Source organism: Alienimonas chondri, assembly GCF_013036045.1.
In the GTDB taxonomy this organism is placed as follows: domain Bacteria; phylum Planctomycetota; class Planctomycetia; order Planctomycetales; family Planctomycetaceae; genus Alienimonas; species Alienimonas chondri.
Genome location: NZ_WTPX01000074.1, coordinates 1 through 20205, shown reverse-complemented (window position 1 = coordinate 20205; position 20205 = coordinate 1). Strand labels below are relative to the sequence as shown.

The following is a 20205-nucleotide window of genomic DNA, read 5'->3' as shown; positions in this document are numbered from 1 at the left end:
GGGGCCTCAGTCGATGTGGAGGAGTTCGGTGGAGTTGAGCATGGCCCGGCAGAAGGCGGGCAGGCCGTGGTCGACGACGAGCGTGACGGCCGCCCCCCGCTCGGCGTCGTCAGGCCGGCGGCCGAAGCACAGGGCGAACGCCCGGTCCACCTGCGCCGCCGGTTCGGCGCCCGCCTCCCGCTCGAGCCGATCGGCGAGGTGGCCGGACATGTCGAGCGTGAAACTGTGGTTCAGCAACGTCAGCGCCTGGAGCGGGGTCGTCGTCGACGACCGATTCGGGACGGCGAAGGCGTTGTCCGGACAGTCGAACTCTGCCAGCAGGTCGACCGACGCCGCCCGGGCGTTCTGGTGGTAGACCGCCCGGCGGTAGGTTTCGGGGCCGTGCTCGTCGAGCGGGACGTACGTCGAGACGTTGTCCTGCAGGTAACGGTAGAGCCGGAATCCCGGCCCGCCCGCCCGCAGGTCGAGCTTTCCGGATACGGTGAGGATCGTGTCGCGGACCTCCTCGGCGGCGAGCCGGCGGGGCGGAAAACGCCAGAGCAGACGATCGTCCGAATCGTCCGCCGCGGCTCCCGGGCGCCACGCGGACGACTGGCGGTAGGTCTGCGAGAGCATGATCCGGCGATGCAGCGGCTTCAGACGCCAACCGTCCGTCCGTAACCGGGCGGCGAGCCAGTCGAGCAGCGCCGGGTGGCTCGGGCGCCCCCCCATGTCGCCGAAGTCGCTCGGCGTGGCGACCAGGCCCGCGCCGAAGTGGTAGCGCCAGAGTCGATTCGCTAGGACCCGCGGGGTGAGCGGGTTGTCGTCGCGGACGATCCACCGGGCGAGCGCGAGCCGGCGGTCGGGCTCGGGCGCATCGGCGTCGAGCTGGTAGCCGGTCGTCACCTCCGAGAGCACGGTCGGGCTGGACGGCGCGACCGGGTCGCCCGGCCGTTGGGGGTCGCCGCCGAGGAACACGTGGACGTCGCGGTCCTCCGGCAGCGAGAACGTCCCGACCCACCAGGAGGGGAACGTCGGGACCGCGGCGATCAGGCGGCCGACCTCGGCGAGTTCGGCGTCGAACTCGGCGACCCGCGACCGCTCGCCGGGCGTGATCTCCGCCTCGAACAGGCGGTGTCGCCGGTGGGCGTCGCCGAGGGGTTTCCGGTCGGACGAGTCGGCGACCGGCGTCCACCGTTCGCCGTCGGCCGACACCTCGATCCGGTACTCCGCCGCGAAGGGCTCCGACGGCCTCAGCCGTTCCCGATCCGCCGAAAAGACGACGCGGTCGATCGTCGCCGGGGCGGCGAATTCGACGGTGAGGGTCGGCCCGTGGGCATGCCACCGCGTCGACGGCCGCCCGTCGATCGCCAGCGCCGCGGCGTAGGCCTCTTGGAAGTCGTCGGCCCTGCGGCTCGCCCCGGTCGCCCGCCCCCCCGCGGAGGCGAGGGCGACGTTCCGCGGGTCCGGACCGGCGGAGTAGACCTCGAACTCATCGACCCGGAAGTTGGAGGGCGTCGCCGGGGATCGGTCGGTCCCGGTGACGACCAGCCGCACGAACTTCGCCCCGGTCGCCTCGAACCGCTCCTCGACGCCGCCCCGGTCCGCCGGCGGACGGGTCCATCCCGCCTCCCGCTCGGCGGCGTGCGCCTCGGCGCGGGCGGCGATCGCCGCGACGAATTCCGACCGACGCGTCTCGAGTGCCCCCCGGCGGGCGACGAGCGGGGCGAGCGCCGCGTCCCGTTCCCCCCGCTGCTCCGGCGTGGCGATCTCGCGGGCACCGTGCCGGACGCCGGCGAAGGCCGCGTAGAAGCGGTAATAGTCCGCTTGAGTGATCGGGTCGAACTTGTGGTCGTGGCAACGGGCGCACCCGACCGTCAGGCCGAGGAACGCCTCGGAGGTCGCCCGGATCATGTCGTCGATCGCGTTCGCCCGAATCACGGCCGCCGCCGCCGCATCCTGGTTCCCGACGTCGTCGTACGGACCGCAGACGAGGAACGACGTGCCGACCTCGACCGACGGATCGCCCGGGCCGAGGACGTCGCCGGCCAACTGCTCGAGGACGAACCGATCAAACGGCTTGTCCTCGTTGAACGACCGGATCACGTAGTCGCGGTACGGCCACAGCCCGTCGATGAGCACGTTTCGCTCATAACCGTTGCTCTCGCCGAACCGGGCGACGTCCAGCCAGTGGCGCCCCCACCGTTCGCCGTACCGCGGCGAGTCGAGCAGGCGATCGATCAACCGCTCGTAGGCGTCGGGCGAGGGGTCGGCGACGAACGCCTCGACCTCCTCGGGCGTCGGCGGCAGGCCCGTCAGGTCGTACGTCGCCCGCCGGACGAGCGTGCGGCGGTCCGCCGACGGGTTCGGTTCCAGCCCGGCCTCGCGGAGCTTCGCGAAGACGAACCGGTCGATCAGGTTCGCGGCCCAGGCCTCCGGGAGCCCCTCCGGCGCGGGCGGCTCCGGGTCGACGAGCGGACGCAGCGACCAGAACGACTTATCGGTCGCAGCCCGCTCCTTGATGACGACCCCCGCCGGCCAGACGGCCCCCGCTTCGACCCAGGCGGTCAGGATCGCCACCTCCTCCTCCGACAGCGGGGCGCTCTCCTTCGGCATCGTCGGCGGTCCGTCGTCCGACGGACGCACCACGTCGAGCAGGTGGCTGCCCCGCGCGTCGCCGGGAACGACGTATCCGAGCGAGACGAGGTCGTCCGCCGTCGCCAGCGAGAGTTCCCCCTTCCGATTCGCCGGGTCGTGGCAGCGGACGCAGCGCGTTTCCAGAATCGGCGCGACGTCGCGGGCGAAGTCGATCTCCTCTCCCGCGGGCGCGGGACGCGCTGCGACGACGACCAGTGCCGCGACGGCCCCACGGAACGCCGCCGTCATGGCGCCTCTCCGGATCGCCCCGGGGCGACGCCGTGCTCTTCCGACCGCCGGAGGTGCGTGGGGGGCTCCGGGATGCGTTGCCGGAGCCGGTCGGCCGCCGGCGGGGCGAGGTCCTGCGATTCCGTCCTGGTTCGGACCGGCATGGCGCCACTCTCCAAGTCGACGAAGGACGGGGAGCGGGCGAGCCTATCCAGACGTCGGCTCTTCGGACAAGCGCCCTGTCCGTCACGGGCCGGCCCCGAGGACGGCCTGCTCCTCCGCCAGACGGCGATCAGGCGACGCCCCCGGGGCGGCGGGGCCGCATTCGGGTCGGCCCCGGCCGCACTCCGACCGCGTCCGCCTCCTGCGACCGCGCGACGAGGGCGTAGCCGATTCCTGGCCCGCGCCGGAACGCGGTTCGGCGGCCCCGAGAGCCGCCGACGGGGCGGCCGGATTCGACCCGAACGCGTTGGTCACCGGCCGCGAGTACGACCGCCCCGAACTCGCCCGGTTGCGGGGCTACGCCGGGGCGGAGAGCGGTTGACGCCGGGACGCTCGCCGGTCTGCAGAAAGTCGGGTCGCCCCAGCGATCCGTACGAGGCTTCGTCGTTACCGCCCGCGGTCCTCGTCGCCCGCTTCGGCAATCGGCGCGGAACGCAGGATCTAGACGGCCTGCGCCTTCGAGAGTCTTTCAGCCCGGACTTTCGCCTGACCGACGTTCGCCGTTCCGACAGCCTCACGGAGACGCAGGATCGGGTAGAGGTCCAGCTCAACCGACCTTTCCGGCGGACTGTCGATTATCTTCTCCAGCGATCGCTGCGCGGCGCGCTTGGTCTGCCCCTTCAGCGGCGGTACGAGCGGCGTTTCCTCCACCGCCTCCCGCAGCCTGCCGGCCGCTCAGTTCCTCCGCGGCGGTCGGCCCGAACCGCCGCCCGCTTCTCAGTCGCCGTCGCCGCCTGCCGTTGGTCGATCGGAGAGCCGCGCCACGACATCGGGAAAGCGGGGGGCGACGTTCGTCGTCTCCGCGGGGTCGGTCTCGTGGTCGTAGAGTTCGACGAACAGCGGGGCCGCGTTCGGCGTCCGCCGGTCGACCCACCGGACCAGCCGGTAGCGGTCCGTGCGGTCGGAATACCCCATCACGTGGCTCTCGAAGAGCGTGCGGTCCCAGTCGTCCCCGTGCTGCTCGGCGACGCCGGCCTCGACCTCAGTGATGAGCGGGCCGAAGAACGTCTCCCGCATACCGGGCGAGAGCGGGTTGGCGGCCCACTCCCGCAGCGCCGGCGACGGGAACTGGGAGCGGGCGACCGACTTCCCGCGTTGATCGGGATCGATCAACAGGGGGCGGAAGCTCGTCCCGGCGAGGCCGTCCGGCGTCGACAGCCCGGCGAGGTCGCAGAGGGTCGGGTAGAGGTCGACCAACTCGACCAGCGCGTCGGTCGACGCCCCGCGGGCCGCCCCGTTCCCTACCAGGCCGGGCGGCGTCCAGACGATGAGCGGAACCCGGGTCGCGATTTCGTAGTTCGTGGCTTTGCCCCACACGCCCATCTCGCCGAGGTGCCAGCCGTGATCGCCCCAGACGACGACGATCGTGTTCTCCCGCACGCCGGCCTCGTCGAGCGCCGCGAGCAACCGGCCGATCTGGGCGTCGACGTAGCTGGTGCAGGCCAGGTAGGCGTGAATCAGGTCACGAGAGAGCTCCTCGCCGATCGGGCCGTCCTTCGGGATGCCGTGGCGGGTCCGCAGTTCGAACGACGCGTGCAGGCCGAGGGCGGAGCCGTCGGTCGGCGGGGCCGCGTTCGTCGGCAAACCGATCTCCGCCCGGTCGTATAACTCGAAGTATTTCTTCGGGCAGTTGAACGGGAGGTGCGGGCGGACGTAGCCCATGCCCAGGAACCACGGCTTGTCGCCGTCGGTCAGCTCGCCGAGCGTTTGGATCGCGACTTCGGTGTTGTAGCCGTCGATATAGGCGGCGTCGGGCACGTCGCCGGCTTCGAAGGCCGGGCCGTGAATCAGCCCGCCGCTGCGTTCCCGGCCGTATTGAGCGAGGATCCGGTCGCGATTCGCGAAGAAGGTCCGCTGATTCTCCGGGACCGCGTACCCGCCGGGCGTTTGCGGACGGGGGATGCCTTTCCGGCTTGCCGGCCGCGACCAGCTGTGCTCCTCGTCCGTCATCGTCCCGTGATAGATCTTGCCGGAATACACCGTCTCGTATCCCCGGCTCCGGAAGTGTTGCGGGAGGGTGACGATGTTCGGGTTCAACTCGCGGAAATAGGCGGTGTTCTCCACGACGCCGATCTCGTCCGGCAGCTTCCCGGTCATCAGGCTGGCCCGGGAGGGGCTGCAAATGGCCTGTTGGCAGTACGCCCGGTCGAACCGCATCCCGTCGGCGGCGAGGGCGTCGAGGTTCGGGCTGTGAACGAGGTCGTTCCCGTAGCAGCCCAATTCCGGTCGCAGGTCGTCGATCGCGATGAACAGCACGTTCGGCCGCTCCCCGGCGGCGGCGGGGGCGGCGAACAGCGTCGCCGTGACGAGTAGGCCGATGAGTCGTGAAGCGGACACGGGGGCGCATTCTCTCAATGAAGAATTGAACGACGGGCGACGGACCGCCCGGAGGGGAATTACGGAGCGATCGTCGCGGAGGATTCCGGCATCGGGGACCGCGTCCACGCTCGGACGTAGTCGATTCGCAGATCGGTCGGAAAACCTTCGTCGGTCGCCGCGTCCGGGACAGGGTGCAGAGCTTGGTCGCGCCAGCCCGCAAACGGCGTCCGCAGGCCCAGCGACAGCGTGACGAACATCGGCAGGTGCCAATGCCGGTTCTCCTCCCGCGCCCGCTCCACGCCGTCGACGTACCAGACGATCTCCGCCGGCGTGACGTCGCAGCCGTAGACGTGAAACGTCTCCCGCGGGTCGAACGGCGCGTCCCAGACGTGCCGACATAACTCCGGATTCGAATGCGGTCGCAGCCACCGCAATTCGCCGTCGATCATCGTCCGACAGTGCAGGTTCATATCGATCCGACCCGGACCGTGCCGCGCGCCGCCTTGTTCGACTTCGCCCTGCTGCAATTCAAAGACGTCGATTTCGCAGTATTTCGTCGGCGACGGGTTGTTCATTTCGCCCTGGCTATAGAGCCAGAACGCCGGCGACGCGCCCGGGAACCGGGCGCAGCCCCGCACGCGGGCCTCGAAGTAGCCGTAGGTCGTTTTGGCTCGGGAGCGGAGAATGCCGGACTTATAGTCGAACGTTCGCCGCTCCCGGGCGGCGGGATCCATTCGTTCGTGCGGTTCGCGGGTCATCCGCAGGTTCAACACGCCGCCGTTGACGAACGCGTTCTTTTGCGACCAACTCCAGGCGGAGAAATGCTCCGGGTCCGTCCGCCACTTCTCGAAGTCGATCTTCGGATCCTCGAACTCGTCGGAGAAGGACTTGTTCGGAATCCAGCTTCGCCCTTCCCCCGCATCAATCCCGACGGGGTCCGGCGCCCCCGCGGGGTTGTCGTCCCCGCATGCGGGGGCGGCGAGGGCGGCGATGAGCAGCCCGCCGAGACAGGTCGCCGGGCAGTTCCAATCGATCATCAGCTTAGAGTCTGGAGGAAAGATCAAGGCGCTCTTGCGGAGCGGTCCGCCGCTACGCAACGAGTTCTTTCACGACGTGGCCGTGCACGTGGGTGAGTCGGCGTTCCAGGCCGTTGTGGTAGAAGGTGAGGCGCTCGTGATCGAGGCCCATCAGGTGCAGCAGCGTGGCGTTGAAGTCGTACACGCTGGTTTTGTCCTCCGCCGCTTCGAACCCGAAACGGTCGCTCTTGCCGTGGCTGTAGCCGGCCTTCACCCCGGCGCCGGCGAGGAAGCAGGTGAAGGCGCCCGGGTTGTGGTCCCGCCCGGTGCCGTTGGCCTGGAGGAAGGGCATCCGGCCGAACTCCGTGCACCAGACGACGAGCGTGTCCTCCAGCATGCCGCGTTGTTTGAGGTCCGCGATGAGGGCGGCGGTCGGCTGGTCCATGATCTCCGCCTGCATCGCGTGGGTCTCCGCGATATCGGAGTGCGAATCCCAATTCGTGATGCCGTTGCCGCCGGCCGGGTCGCTGCCGTTGAACAACTGCACGACCCGCACGCCCCGCTCCAGCAACCGCCGGGCGAGCAGGCAGTTCTGCGCGTAGGCCTGCTTTAATTTCGAGCCGGTTTGCGTGCCGTACGCGGCGTGGGTGGCGGCGGTCTCGCCGGAGACGTCCATCACGTCCGGGACGCTGGTCTGCATCCGCCCGGCGAGTTCATAGCTGGCGATCCGCCCGGCGAGGTCCGCGTCGTCCGGGTAGCGTTCGAGGTGCGCGGCGTTGAGGCGTTGCAATAAATCGACGCTCTCCCGGTCGGCGGCGGGCGAGACGGCGGGAGGGCGCTTGAGGTTCGCCGGGGGCGAGGCGGCGGTGAAGTCCGTTCCCTGGAACGCCGCGGGCAGGAATCCGCTGCCAAAATTGTTCTTCCCGCTGCGGGCCAGCCCCCGCGGGTCGTTGATCGCCACGAACGCCGGCAGATTCTGGTTCTCCGTGCCCAGTGCGTAGGTCGCCCACGCTCCGAACGAGGGGTAGCCCTCCTGCGTGAAGCCGGTGTTGAAGAAGTTCTCGCCCTGCGGGTGGGCGCTGGTTTCCGTGTGCAGCGAGTGCACGAAGCACAGGTCGTCCGTCAGTTCCGCGAGGTGCGGGACGAGGTCGGAGACCATCTTCCCGGTCTCGCCGCGGGGTTTGAACTTCCAGAACGGCTTGGCGATGTTCCCGGTCGGCCCCTCGAACGTCACCTCCGGCAGGCCCGGCGGCTTCTGCCCGTGGAATTTGAACAGATCCGGCTTGTAATCGAACGTATCGAGGTGGCTGACCGCCCCGGGGCAGTAGATCACCAGCACCCGTTTCGCCTGCGTCTCGAAGTGCGGCTTCCGGGGCCGATACGGGTTCGCCGGATCGACGTCCGGCCGGATCGGTTCGACCCCGCCCGCCGTCTGCGGCCCTTCGTCGCCGCTCGCCGGGGCCTCGGCGGCCAGCAGCCCGTCGGTCGACAGCAACTGTGCGAGGGACAGCGCCCCCATCGACAGCCCGGACTGGGCGAGAAACGACCGGCGGTCCAGCAGGCCGCGACCGGTCGGGGTGAGGCGTTCGGGGTTCGACATGACGGGCGGGGGAGGAAGCGGGACGGGACGTCGCGGCCGGGATCGGCCGTCACGGCAGGAAGGCGAACTCGTTGGCGTTCAGCAGCGTGCGGCAGAGGACCGGCAGGCCGTGCTCCGCGGCGACCTCTTCCGCCGCGATTCGCTCCTCGGCGGTCGGCTCACGGCCGAAGATCAGCAGGAAGGACTGCGTGACCGGGTCGTCGCCGTCCTCCGCTCGGGTCTCCGCCCGCTCGGCGATGCGGCGGGCCTGATCGATGACGAACTCGCTGTTCATCAGATTCAACGCCTGCAGCGGCGTCGTCGAGACCGGACGCTTGCCCTTCACCTGCCCGCAGTCCGGGAAGTCGAAGGCGGTGAAAATGCGGTCGTCGACCCGCCGCATGCGTTCCTGATACAGCATCCGCCGCCAGGTCTCCGGGCCGTGGTTATCGACCACTTCCCACTGGGCGTACCGCTGCTTGACGTTGTGAATGCGGAAGCTCCGCCCGCCGACGGTCTCGTCCAGCGCGCCGGACGCCTGCAGAATCGAGTCGCGAATCACCTCCGCCTCGACGCGCTTCGGCGGATAGCGCCACAGCAGCGACGCCCCGGCGTCCGCGGCGAGGCCCTCCTCGCGGGGCAGGCTCGACTGACGGAACGCCCGCGACAGGGCCATCAGGCGAACCATGTGTTTCACCGACCAAGGCTCGGCATGAGGGCCGGGGACTTGAGGATCGACGAACTCCGCGGCGAGCCAGTCCAGCAGTTCCGGGTGCGTCGGATCGGTCCCGGCGGCGCCGAAGTCGGCGGTCGTCGTCACCAGCCCGGCCCCGTACAGGTGATGCCAGAGGCGGTTGACCATCACCCGGGCGGTGAGGGGATGGTCCGGCCGGGCCAGCCAGTCGGCGAACGCCTCGCGGCGGACCGGACCCGGGGCGTCCGCCGGCAGATTCAGACTCTCGCCGAACGCGCCCGGGCCGTCCGGAGCGACCTGGGCGCCGGGGCTTTCCGGGCTGCCGCGGCGGAAGACGAACGTGTCCGCCGGCTCGACGAATTTCCCGACGAAGCTGTGCTGCGGACCCTCTTCCAGCAGGGCGTCGATCGACGCCTGCAAGGCGGCGTGAGTCGCTTTGAGATCCCCGCCCCGACCGAGGCGGCGGTCGATCTCTTTCGTCTCCGCGACCGGCTCCCATTCGCCCGCGGGATTGCGGACTTCGACGGTGAAGTGCGGCAGCCAGGAGGTCGCCAAACCCTCCAGGTAGTCCGTCTCCGCGAGATCATCCCGGTTGCGGCTGTAGCGCAGGTGATTGACTCGCCGGGACTGCGGGAACTCGATCGTGACCCACGGCTTCTCGTCGGAACCGTCCGGGACCTTCGCCCGCCACGCCTCGGTGCCGGTCTGGCCGTCGTTCACTTTCTCCACCCCCCCCCGCGGGACGGCCGTGGCCGGGTTCGCGGAGGCGACGGCGCCGGCGTCCGCGGCGGCGAGGTTCTCCTGCCAATCCGCCGGGCCGTAGATCTCCCATTCGTCCAAGCCGACGCCCTTGCCCTCGAACGTCAGGCGGACGGCGTCGGTTTCGACCGGGTTGAAATACATCTCCCGGTGGGTCCGCCAGTCCTCCGTCCACGGACCGCCGGCCTCGCGGAGCAACCGACGGTGGGAGCGGACCTCGTTCCACAGCTCCTCGCCGCGGCGTCGGCGGGGATGGTCGGGGGCGAGTTCCGGGCGGCGGGCGCCGTACTCCACATCCGCGAACACCGCGGTCAGGGAGTAATAATCCTGAATCGAGATCGGATCGAATTTGTGGTTGTGGCACCGGGCGCAGCCGATCGTGGAACCCATCACGGAGGCGCCGACGGTCTGCACGACCTCGTCCAGCCGATCCGCCCTCGCCTGCCGGCGGGCGGTCGGTTCCTGTCCCACCGTCGCCGCCGGCACGTGCGGCCCGGACACCAGATAGCCCGTCGCCTCGCCCGCGCCGAGGACGTCGCCGGCGATCTGCTCCTTCAGGAACCGATCGTACGGCGTCTCCTCGTTGAACGACCGGACGACGTAGTCCCGGTAAATCCAGGCGTTCTTGCGGTACATGTTCGACTCCGACCCGTTGGTCTCCGCCCAGCGGATCACGTCCAGCCAGTGTTGGGCGAACCGCTCGCCGTACCGCGGGGAGGCGAGCAAGCGGTCCACCAGGGCGACGTACGCGGCGTCCGGGTCCTCCGCCGAGGCCGCAACGAACGCTTCGACTTCCTCCGGCGTGGGAGCCATGCCGGTCAGCACGATCGACGCCCGCCGGACCAGCGCCTCAGGCTCCGCCGGCTGTGAGAACGACAGTCCCGCCCCGTGCAGTTTCCGAGCGAGAAACGCGTCGATCGGGACGGCCCCGTCGGCGATCCCCGGGCCGGCCGGCGGCTCCGGTCGGACGACGGGTTGATACGCCCAATGGTCGGACGTTTCCCGTTCGACCACGTCGTTCATCTGACCCGGCCAGACGGCCCCCTGTTCGACCCACTTCACGAGGACGGCGATTTCCTCGTCCGGAATCTTGTCGGACTCCGGCGGCATCTCCATGCCGGGATCGAGGTGTCGGACGACGTCCAGCAGATAGCTGCCCTTCACGTTCCCCGGCTTCAACACCGCCGACCCGGTGTTCCCGCCCTTCAACATGCCGACGCGACTGTCCAAACGCAGCTTCGACTCCTGCACCCACTCGCCGTGACAGTCGTAGCAGCGGGCCTCAAGAATGGGTTCCACGTCGCGGACGAAATCCACGACCTCGGCGGCGGGGCCGTCGTTCGCCGGGGCGGCGGCGTTCGCCGGGGGGGCGAAGGCGACGAACAGCAATACGGCGGGGGCGGCGAGCGTCACGATTGAGGGCGTTTTTAAGGCGGGGACGGGGCGGCTGTCGGAACGATTACCGGGGGAGACCGGTGGAGAACGTACGATTGTAATTGGGCATATCCGTCTCCTCCCAATCCTGACCGGCTTTTTCAGTGTGGAACCAGAGCGGCTTCACATGGGACCGGCTCCACGTCTCAGCCTCGGCGACCAACGACTTGACCACCTCCGGGTGGTCGGCGCTGACGTCCTTGGTCTCGCCGACGTCCCGGGTGACGTCAAAGAGTTGCCACCCCGACTGGGAGCCGACCTTGACGATCTTCCACGGCCCCCGGCGAATGCCGACGTTGCCGAACCCACGGTAGTACCGAACCGCATAGATCGGATCGCCGTCCCGGGCGGGCCGGCCGGCGAGCAGCGCGTCCCACACGTCGACGCCTTCGAGGGCCTGATCCTCCGGCGCCTCCGTCTGCGCCAGCCCGGCGAAGGTGGGGTAAAAGTCGATCGCGGACACGGGGTGTTCATATACTCGACCGGCCGGCACGGTCCCGGGCTGAGACCAGAACATCGGCACCCGCACGCCGCCCTCGTAGACGCTGCCCTTGCCCTGCTTCAGCGGCGTATTATCCGCTCCGGCGCCGAGCTTTCCGCCGTTGTCGCTGAGGAACACGATCAGCGTGTCTTCCAACTCATCCCTGGCCTTCAAAGCGTCGACCAGTTCGCCCACCCCGCGGTCCACCGCATATACCATCGCGGCGTAGGTGCGGCGTTTCTCGTTTCTGATTTGTTCGAACAGGGCCAGATCCTCCTCCTTCGCCTCGAGCGGGGTGTGCGGGGCGTTATAGGAGAGGTACAGGAAGAACGGGGCGTCGCCGTCCGCGGACTCCTCTACGAACTGGACCGCCTCGCGGCTGAGGGCGTCCGTCAGGTATTCCGTCTCGACGACCTCTTCGCCGTTCCGCTCCAGCGGGACGATATATTCGTTGAAGACCTCGGTTCCGTTCGCCTTCTGACGCTCGTAGATGGGGCGATATCGCTCCGGGAAATACATGTGGCCGCCGCCGAGGAAGCCGTAAAACTCGTCGAAGCCGCGGGCGTTGGGGTGGTACGGGGCGGAGACGCCCATGTGCCACTTGCCGACCGCCCCAGTGCGATAACCGGCCTTTTGCAGCGTCGCGGCGAGGGTCGCTTCGCCGACGGGCAGCCCCAAGGCGTTATACTGATCGATGCCGGCCCCGGCGTTGGGCAGATTATATGGGCCGCCGAACAGGTGCGGGTAGCGGCCGGCCATCAACGCCATGCGGCTGGGCCCGCAAAACGGATGGGCGACGTAGCCGGAGGAACAGATCGTCCCGCCGGCGGCGAGGGCGTCGAGGTTCGGCGTCTTGACGTCCTTCCCGCCGTTGAAGCCGACGTCGGCGTAACCGAGGTCGTCGCAGAAGATCAGGACCACGTTCGGCCGGTCGTCGCCCGACGCCGCGGGGGCGAACAACAGGACGAGCGACAGGGCGGCGAGCGACCGGCGGTTGGAACACGTCGTCACGAGCGTTTGGGGGTGAGCGTCTGCGGAGAGAGCGTTTAGTGATCTGACGGCTTGCCGGCGTCGTACAACCGCCGCACGTCGTCGCCGGACAGCGGCGACCGATAGACGGCCAACTCGTCGATCACCCCGTTTAAGTTTCTCAGGGCGAAGGCGGGCGACTGACGGAACGGTTGGCCCCAGTTGCCGATTTCCGCCGGACCGATCCGCAGCGACTCGACGAGGAACTTCTCTTGAATAGTTTCGTCGGCGACGAGTTCGCCGTCCACGTACTGCCGCACTCGGCCGGCGGCCGGGTCGTAGACCGATGCGAGGTGGAACCAGCGGCCGCTCTTGGACAGGTCCCAGATCGGCGGCGTGAGGTAAATCCGGTGAAGGCCGGCGTCGCGGACGACGCGGCCCTCCAGTTCGCTGAAGTGTTCCACGACGGCGGAATCGTCGACCATCACGCTGAACATCAGCCGGCCGTCGTCGCGGATCTGCCAGTGCGGCTCGCCGTTCTCGTATCCATCCGCCATAAACAGGGCATTGTATCGGCGGTCCAGGCCGTCGATGCGGACCCAGCAGCTCAAGGAGAGAGCCGGGAACTCCCCGTCCAGGACGGTCCGGACGCGGGAGCCGGGCCGTTCGAACGAGAGGCCGGCGGACTCGGCCCCGAATCGGCCGTCGACGGCCGCGACCATTCCCACCAGCGCGCCGTCGCCGGCCGCCGCGGGCGGTCCGTCGGCCGCGGCTTCGTTCGGCAGCACGCGATCGAACCCGCCCGCGGCGATGGGGTAATAGGCGAGCAGCCCGGCGTCGCCGGCCCGCTGCGCCGCCGCCGCTTTCCATTCGCCGAATCGGCGACGGGTTTCGGACACCCGCTTTGCCTCCAGGTCCGCCGCCCCGGGCCAGCTTCCGCCGCCCGCCGGCGCCGTCCCCTCGCCGAGCCAGCGACTCTGCCCCGTCGTCAGTCGCGTCTCCGCCGCCTCGCCTGACGACGAACGCAGCTCGACCTCCCCGTCCAGCACCTCCGCGAAGGTGCCGTCGGGGGAAACGTCGAGGGCGAAGGCGGTGCCCAGGTCGAGCACCTCCGTCTCGGCGGTGCGCACGGTGAAGCCCCGGGCGGCCGGCGGGACGTCCGCCCGCAGCCGCCCCCGCATCACCCGGGCCGCCCAGTCGGAGTCGATCGTCAACGCTGCCGGCCCTTCCACCACGACCGTCGCCCCGCAGAAGAAGTCGATCTCGACCAACCCGGCGTCGAACGCCACGGGGCCGGCCGGCAGCAGGGCGCCTCCGCGGTAGGACGGGGCTCCCTTCGCCCAGACCACGTCCACCGCCCGCCGCAGCGTCGCATGTCCGACGACCGTCTCCTCCGGTCCGTCGCCGGCCGACGCCGCCGCGGCGATTCCCGCCCCCTCGCCCGCCGGTTCGCCGTCGTGCCAGAGGAAGAACGCGAGCGGGATCGCCAGTAAGGTCGCCCCCGCCAGGGCCGCCCACCCGGCGACCCGACGCCGCGGGGAGCCTGCGACAGTCTTCGTCAGCGGCGCGGGCGAGACCGCGTCGGTCGCCCGTTCGGCGGCGATTTCCTCAAGGACGTGAGTCATTCGCGACGCCCGTAGGTAGTACTCGACCGCCGCCGGGTCGTGACGCAGAGCATCCTGCAGGGCGGCGAAACCCTCGTCCGAAATCGTGCCGTCCGCGGCCGCGAGACAGCGACGGCGTACCTCGGCGCTCACGCCGGCCGCCCCGGGCGAATCGGCAGGTCGGGTCGAATCAGCCATTGGAAGCTCTCCCGGCGAGTCGATTTTCGACGCAGGATAAAAGATCCGTTCGCAGCCGCTCGAGCCTCGCATACAACCGGCGGGCCTTCTCGCCCGATTCAGCGGCGATCCTCGCCACCGAGTCCCCGGCCGAATGCACGCTGAGCAGCAGGCGCCGCGATTCCTCGGCCATGGACGCGAGGCAGGTTTCGACGGCCGCACGTTCGTCCCGGGAGGCGTCTTCGGCCGCCTCCGCCGCGGCGGCGAGCCGGGCGATGACGTCCGCGTCGAACACCAGCCGACGCCGCTTCGCGTCGCGGAGGTAGCTGAGCGTTTTGAACCGAGCCACGACGAACGCCCACCGGCGGAAGTCTGTCTGCGGGTCCTGCCCGTCGGCGACGAAGTCGGAGAATTTGTGCCAGCACTCCAACGCGACGTTCTGCATCACGTCGTCCAGCCCCTCGCCGCCGGGCAGCAGCGACCGCACGAACCGCCGCAGCGCCGGCTCATTGTGCGTGAGCAAGCTTACGAACAGGTCGTACTGGCGATCGCGGGACGGGCGGGGCGAGGACATTGCGAAGTCGGGGGGAGGCGACAGGTCATTCCGCGAGGAAGACGATTTACAGCGGGGGCAGCCGAGAGGGCGGTCAGAATTCGTCCACGACTTCGCCCCCGGCGCGGGCGCCGAGGGCCGGCCTCGTGAAAGGAGGGCCGCCCCGTCATTCCGCCCGCCGACGGTTTCTCCGGCGGAACGGAACAAATTCCGCAAATATTTCTCCGCTCAACCTCGGAAGTCTCCGGCGGGCGAAGGCCGGGCCGTTACGCCGCATTCGCTCGCGTGCAGAAGGGGCTGGAAAGCGAAAGGAATCCCGCCCGGACCCCGGGTCGGGCGGGATCTCCCAACTGGACCGTCATTCAGGATCCGACCCGCTCCTTTTGCCCGTCGATCGCCTCGCTTGCCGGCCGGCGGCTCAGTTCCTCGGCAGCGGTCAGGCCGAGCTTGCCGTCGCAATGCGAGGTCGGCGAGGCGTCGGGGGCGTCAGGGGGGACGCCGCACTCATTCCTCCCGCGCCGGCGGCGAGGAGCCGTCGGACCCGCTTCTCGAGGAGGGCGACGTCGTGTTCCTGCTCCAAGGAGTCGCCGGATCCCCCTGACGCCCCCGACGGCGGGCGGTCCGGCCGTCTCGGCTCCGAGAAGCTCCGATCGGCACGACTCGTTCCGGAGCCCCGCCGCCCGCCCCGCGAGCGGACGATCGGGGCCGTGCCGCAACGCGTTGACGCGGAAGCCCGTACGTCCCACCGTGTCTGCGAAAGCCGTCGCACATGCCAGCCGTCCCCCGCCGCCGACGCCCCCCACGGTTTGAACCGCGGCGGCCGGGGCATGGTCGGCCCGGCCGACTTCACGCTTCCCGATCCCGACTCGACGCATGAGCCCGACTCGACGCATGAGAACGTGCGAGCGTTCTCTTGCGGAGCGTCGGAGAACCACGAGCCGATCACGACACTGGAACGATGAAACACGCCGTCGAAGAGACTGCCCGCCGAGCGACGATCACTCGGCGTGAATTCGGGGGGATGCTCGGCCTGGCCGGTGCGGTCTGCGGAATGAGTCGCGCGTCGGCGTTGGGAGCTCAGGAGGCGCCGACGGATGCAGACGGGAACATCATTCCCGGTTTCGAGAAAACCGAGGATGAGTCGACCGCTCCGAAGAGCTGGCGGCCGGTCTCCGATCGCAAGGTGAAGGTGGGGATCGCCGGATACGGCCTCTGCAAGTTCGGAGCGGCCTTCTTCTACCAGAACCATCCCAACGTCGAAGTGGCGGCCGCGACCGATCTCGATCCCGGGCGGTGCGCCGAACTGGCCGGGGCGGTCGGCGCCAAGAAGACCTATCCGTCCTGCGAAGAAATGATCAAGGACAGGAGCGTCGAAGCCGTTTTCATCGCCACCGACGCCCCGAGCCACGCGCGTCTGGCGATCATGGCGCTCGATCACGGCAAGCATGTGTGCTCCGCCGTCCCCGCTGTTTTCGGGTTCGAGGCGGAGGATGAAGCGGAAAGACTGTTCAAGTCCGTCCAGAGGAGCGGCTTGAAATATATGATGAACGAAACGTCGACGTTCCATGAGGATCTCTACGCGAAAAGGATGCAATACCGATCCGGAGCCCTCGGGAAGATCATCTATTCGGAAGGGGAGTATTGGCACGACGGCGTCGGCGCCCTCGGCAGTTACAACCCGAAGACCGGCAACATCGACCCGCATGGATGGCGCCGGGCGTTGCCGCCGATGTGGTATCCGACGCACGCCACGGCCTACTACGTGTCCGTGACAGGCGGCCGGTTCACGGAGGCGTCCGGTCTCGGGACTGAGAGCTACTACCCGGTCTACAAGGAGGGGGCTAACCAGTATCAGAACGCGTTCGGCACGGAGATCGCCATGCTGAAGACGAGCGAGGGCGGCATCTCCCGCATGGGAGTGAGTTGGGACATGAAGGACGCCCACGGGGAGCAGGGACGCGTGTACGGCGAGAAGCCCCATGACGGGAACGTCGACGGAAGCCGCCCGCCTCTCCCGCCCGGCGTCGCCGGCGGCGGGCACGGCGGTTCTCACGGGAGATTGACCAATGACTTTATCGAATCGATTCTGCTCGATCGAAAGCCCATCGTGGATATCGGCGACGCCCTGAACATGACACTCGCCGGCACGATCGCCCATCAATCCGCGCTCAAGCACGGCGAGTGGATGAAGATCCCGCAGTATGACTTATAAACACCGGCCAGGTGACGGGCCGGCAAGGCGTCGCTTCTGACGCAGACCCCGCCGCGAGTTCAGTCCGTCGCGTCAATCACGCTCTTTACCCGCAGTCGAAGTCGCGCCCCCGGGCAGTCGTCGGAGGCCTTCGACGTTCCCGATCCGTCCGGGGGCTACCTCTGAGGGTTTCCAGTCTCCGGTCTCGATTTCGGCAAGACTTTCCCGCTCTCGGTCGGCGGCGGCGCAGAGAGCGGACGCCGCCGCCCCGAAAGCGGAGTTCAGAAGGTTGGGCGATCGGTCGAACCGTGACCGATCGGCGTTCGACGCGGGTTCCTGATGCCTACCTCTGAGGGTTTCCAGTCTCAGCACCTCTGAGGGTTTCCAGTCTCAGCATCCCGAATGCGGCGAATGTTTTTGCCGTCTCGGCGAGGTCGGCGCAGGCCGGGGCCCGAACCGCACCCGGCGGTCTCGAAAACGCTGGCGGTCGTCAAGCGAGCCCGACCGACCGAATCTCGACGTGAGTTCCCGAAATCTAAGAAAAGACTGACCGGGCCGCCCCGCAGGACGGCCCGGCAGTCTCCCACGCGTTCGTTCTACGGGATCGGGTCGACCGCCTTCTTCGTCCGCGGGGCGTACAGTTCCTCGACGTACCGCATCACGTCCTTATCCAGCAGCATCCGCCGCTCTCCGGTTGACAGGGCGTTCGGCCCGGTCGCCTCCGGCAAATCGACCTCGTCGTAGACGGACGGCAGCCCGTCAGCGGCCCGAGCATGGGCGGGACGCGGTTTGCCGCGTTCCGCCGACCGGTACTTCCGCTGGAGCTTCGTGAACTTCTCGGCCATCAGCATCGGCTGGGCGTACCGGTACGGCTCGCCGTTCTTGAGCATCAAGTACGCAACCGTGACCAGCTTCCGGGCCAAGGCCATGATCGCGACCTGCCGCGGCTTCCGCTTCGCCAGCCGCCGGTAGAACGCCCCCAGCGGCCCCTGATGGCGGGCGACGTGCTGGCAGGCTTGGGTCAGCAGCCCCCGCGCCTGCGGGTTGCCCGCCTTGGTGATCCGCCCGTGGTAGCACTTGTTCCCCGACTGCCGGGTCGAGGGGACGAGCCCCAGATACGCGGCGGCGCGGTCGCCGTCCTTGAATCGGTCGATCGGCCCCAGGGCGGCCAGCAGCCCCACGGCCACGACGTGGCTGACGCCCGGGAGCGTCATCAGCAGGCGGACCCGCGGGTCCGCGCGGGCGATCTCCACGAGGGCCCGGTCGACCAGTTCGAGTTCCTCGCCGGCGTGCCGCCACTGCCGTAGGTGGCTGCCGAGCAGGACGCGGTCGTGCGGGTTGAGCGCCAGCGACTCCAACCACGCCACCCCGGCATTGGACCAGAGATACTTCACCGGCGGCCGGAGCATCAGCCGCGAGAGCATCGCCTGCACACGGTTGGCGTGCCGGCCCCGGCGGGACGTCAGCGCCGTGCGATGGGTCATCAGGTCCCGCCGCATCTGCGTGTCGCCGTCCGGCTGCCAGACCTCCGGCAGGTAATCGCACCGCAGCAGCTGAGCCAGCGTCTCGGCGTCGACCTTGTCGGTCTTGATCTTCGCCTCGGCGATCGCCTTCGTCTTCACCGGGTTGCCGACGACGACCCGCTTCACGTGCGGGCGGAGCAGGTCGACCACGCTCCAGGTTTTCGTGGTCGCCTCCAACGCGACCTGATCGGTCTTCTTGAGGATCTTGCGGGCGAACGCCGTCAGCTCGTCGCGGAGACACTCCACGCGGTGACGCTGGAGCACCTTTCCCTTGCGGTCGGTTACGCACACTTCGATGAAGTGTTTGTGCAGGTCGACCCCCACGTATCGGATCATCGACGGACTCCCGGGATGGGGAAGGGTTCGACGCGGGCGGACGAAACGGGCGAATCGGCAACTACCTCTTCGGGCTCGAAGCCCAGCCGGGCGGGCCGCGGGGTGGCCAGTTAAAAAAGCGGGCTCGCGGCCCATAGGCGTCATCGGCCAGCCCCCGAGGCGAACGCCCGCACGCGTTCGAACAGGTTGAGAAACACGGGTCGCCTCGGTCCGCGGCCCGGCGAAGGGCAGCAGACCGGAGGAGACCGGTCCGATCAACGGCTTTCAGGTGAACGCCGCGATCTATCACCCTCATACCCGATAAAGAAACGGCGCCCGGGCCGCCCCGCAGGACGGCCCGATCGTCGTCAGATCTGATCTACGGGACCGGTTCGTCGGACCGCTTCGTCCGCGGGGCGCAACTCCTCGACGTACCGCATCACATCTTTGTCCAGCAGCATCCTGCGCTCCCCGGTCGGCAGAGCGTCAGGCCCGGTCGTCTCCGGCAGGTCGACCCCGTCGTACACCGCCGTCAGTCCTTCGGCGGGCCGCGGCTTGCCGCGTTCTTTCGGGCGGCGCTTCCGCTGGAGCTTCGTGAACTTCCGGTCCGTTAGCATCGGCTGCGCGTCGCGGCACGGCTCGTCGTGCTTGAGCATTAGGTCCGCGATCGTGACCAGCTTCCGGGCCAGAGCCATGATCGCCGCCTGCGGCGGTTTCCGCCTCGGCAGCTCGCGATAGAACGCCCCGAGCAGGATGGGGCGCCGAGCGACGCGCTGACGTGATTGCGTGAGCAGCCCCCGAATCTGCGGGGCGCCGACCTTGGCGATCCGCCCGTGGTACGCCTTGGTTCCGGACGGCCGGGTGGTCGGGACCAGCCCCAGGTACGCCGCGGCGTGGTCGCCGTCCTTGAAGCGACCGATCGGGTCCAGCGCTGCCCGCAGACCGACGGCCGCGACGTGGCCGATCCCCGGCCGCGTGATGAGCAGTCGGCCCCCCGGCTCCTCGCGGGCGATCCCCAAGAGAATCCGGTCGACCCGTTCGAACTTCTCGGCGGCGTGCCGCCGCCGGCACAGGCGGCGGTCGATCAGCAGACGGCGGTGGGAACGGGGGTCCAAGGACTCCAGCCACGCCACGCCCGCAATCGTCCAGAGGCGCCTCGTCGTCGGCCGCAGCCTCAGCCGCGGGAAGGATCGCCGGCGCCCGGTCGGCGTGCCGTCGCCCATGCCGGAACCGGGTGATGCGGCACCTCGTCGAAGACTCGACCGTGCAGATCGGCCGACGTGTCCGGCACGCGGCGAATTTTGGGCGGGGTCCGGCCGGGTCCAACTGTCGATTCTCGCCCCGGCCGCGGGGGCGCTCGGCGGGTCCTCGTGAAGGCCCCGCCGGGCAATTTTCCGAGCTTGTCGCATCCGGCATCGTTTTGGGGCCACGCCGGGGGTCGTCGTACGGAACAGCTACGAATTACGGGCTTTCGGCCCGTTTTTTCGCTTCCAAACATGTATCGCCAGGGCGGCGTCGGGGCTAA

At 69.0% G+C, this 20205-nt stretch carries 11 protein-coding genes; 1 reads left to right on the top strand and 10 read right to left on the bottom strand.

Annotation, left to right across the window (positions count from 1 at the left end):
• Positions 1-6 precede the first annotated feature (6 nt).
• From LzC2_RS12175 to LzC2_RS12140, 8 genes are all read right to left on the bottom strand, one after another.
• Positions 7-2865: a DUF1553 domain-containing protein gene (locus LzC2_RS12175; protein ID WP_171187296.1), complete on the bottom strand. Its 2859-nt coding sequence runs from the start codon at positions 2863-2865 to the stop codon at positions 7-9.
• 918 nt (positions 2866-3783) lie between these two features.
• A complete protein-coding gene (locus LzC2_RS12170) occupies positions 3784-5403 on the bottom strand; it encodes a sulfatase (protein ID WP_171187294.1) in 1620 nt (539 codons plus the stop codon).
• Positions 5404-5462: 59 nt separating this feature from the next.
• Positions 5463-6449, bottom strand: coding sequence for a family 16 glycosylhydrolase (locus LzC2_RS12165; RefSeq protein ID WP_171187292.1), 987 nt, complete (start codon positions 6447-6449; stop codon positions 5463-5465).
• Between the two features lie 25 nt (positions 6450-6474).
• Positions 6475-8001, bottom strand: a complete 1527-nt coding sequence (locus LzC2_RS12160; RefSeq protein WP_171187290.1) for a DUF1501 domain-containing protein — start codon at positions 7999-8001, stop codon at positions 6475-6477.
• Between the two features lie 49 nt (positions 8002-8050).
• Positions 8051-10846 (bottom strand): PSD1 and planctomycete cytochrome C domain-containing protein, encoded by a 2796-nt coding sequence (locus LzC2_RS12155; RefSeq protein WP_171187288.1) that lies wholly within the window; start codon positions 10844-10846, stop codon positions 8051-8053.
• 46 nt (positions 10847-10892) lie between these two features.
• The gene (locus LzC2_RS12150) at positions 10893-12359 is read right to left on the bottom strand and encodes a sulfatase-like hydrolase/transferase (RefSeq protein ID WP_171187285.1); all 1467 of its coding nucleotides are present in this window, start codon (positions 12357-12359) and stop codon (positions 10893-10895) included.
• 35 nt (positions 12360-12394) lie between these two features.
• The gene (locus tag LzC2_RS12145) at positions 12395-14119 is read right to left on the bottom strand and encodes a LamG-like jellyroll fold domain-containing protein (protein WP_171187283.1); all 1725 of its coding nucleotides are present in this window, start codon (positions 14117-14119) and stop codon (positions 12395-12397) included.
• Positions 14112-14672, bottom strand: a complete 561-nt coding sequence (locus tag LzC2_RS12140) for a sigma-70 family RNA polymerase sigma factor (RefSeq protein ID WP_171187281.1) — start codon at positions 14670-14672, stop codon at positions 14112-14114. The genes LzC2_RS12145 and LzC2_RS12140 overlap by 8 nt, the downstream gene beginning before the upstream one ends.
• Before the next feature lie 937 nt (positions 14673-15609).
• On the opposite strand from LzC2_RS12140, the gene LzC2_RS12135 reads away from it, so the two are divergent.
• Positions 15610-16863 carry a Gfo/Idh/MocA family protein gene (locus tag LzC2_RS12135; protein WP_171187280.1) on the top strand — a complete coding sequence of 418 codons (1254 nt, stop codon included), beginning with the start codon at positions 15610-15612 and terminating at the stop codon, positions 16861-16863.
• 575 nt (positions 16864-17438) lie between these two features.
• Here LzC2_RS12135 and LzC2_RS12130 read toward each other — a convergent pair.
• Together LzC2_RS12130 and LzC2_RS12125 are read right to left on the bottom strand one after the other, a co-directional pair.
• Positions 17439-18701, bottom strand: coding sequence for an IS110 family RNA-guided transposase (locus LzC2_RS12130; RefSeq protein ID WP_171187278.1), 1263 nt, complete (start codon positions 18699-18701; stop codon positions 17439-17441).
• A 347-nt stretch (positions 18702-19048) separates the two neighbouring features.
• Positions 19049-19813: a transposase gene (locus LzC2_RS12125; protein ID WP_171187275.1), complete on the bottom strand. Its 765-nt coding sequence runs from the start codon at positions 19811-19813 to the stop codon at positions 19049-19051.
• Between the last annotated feature and the right edge of the window lie 392 nt (positions 19814-20205).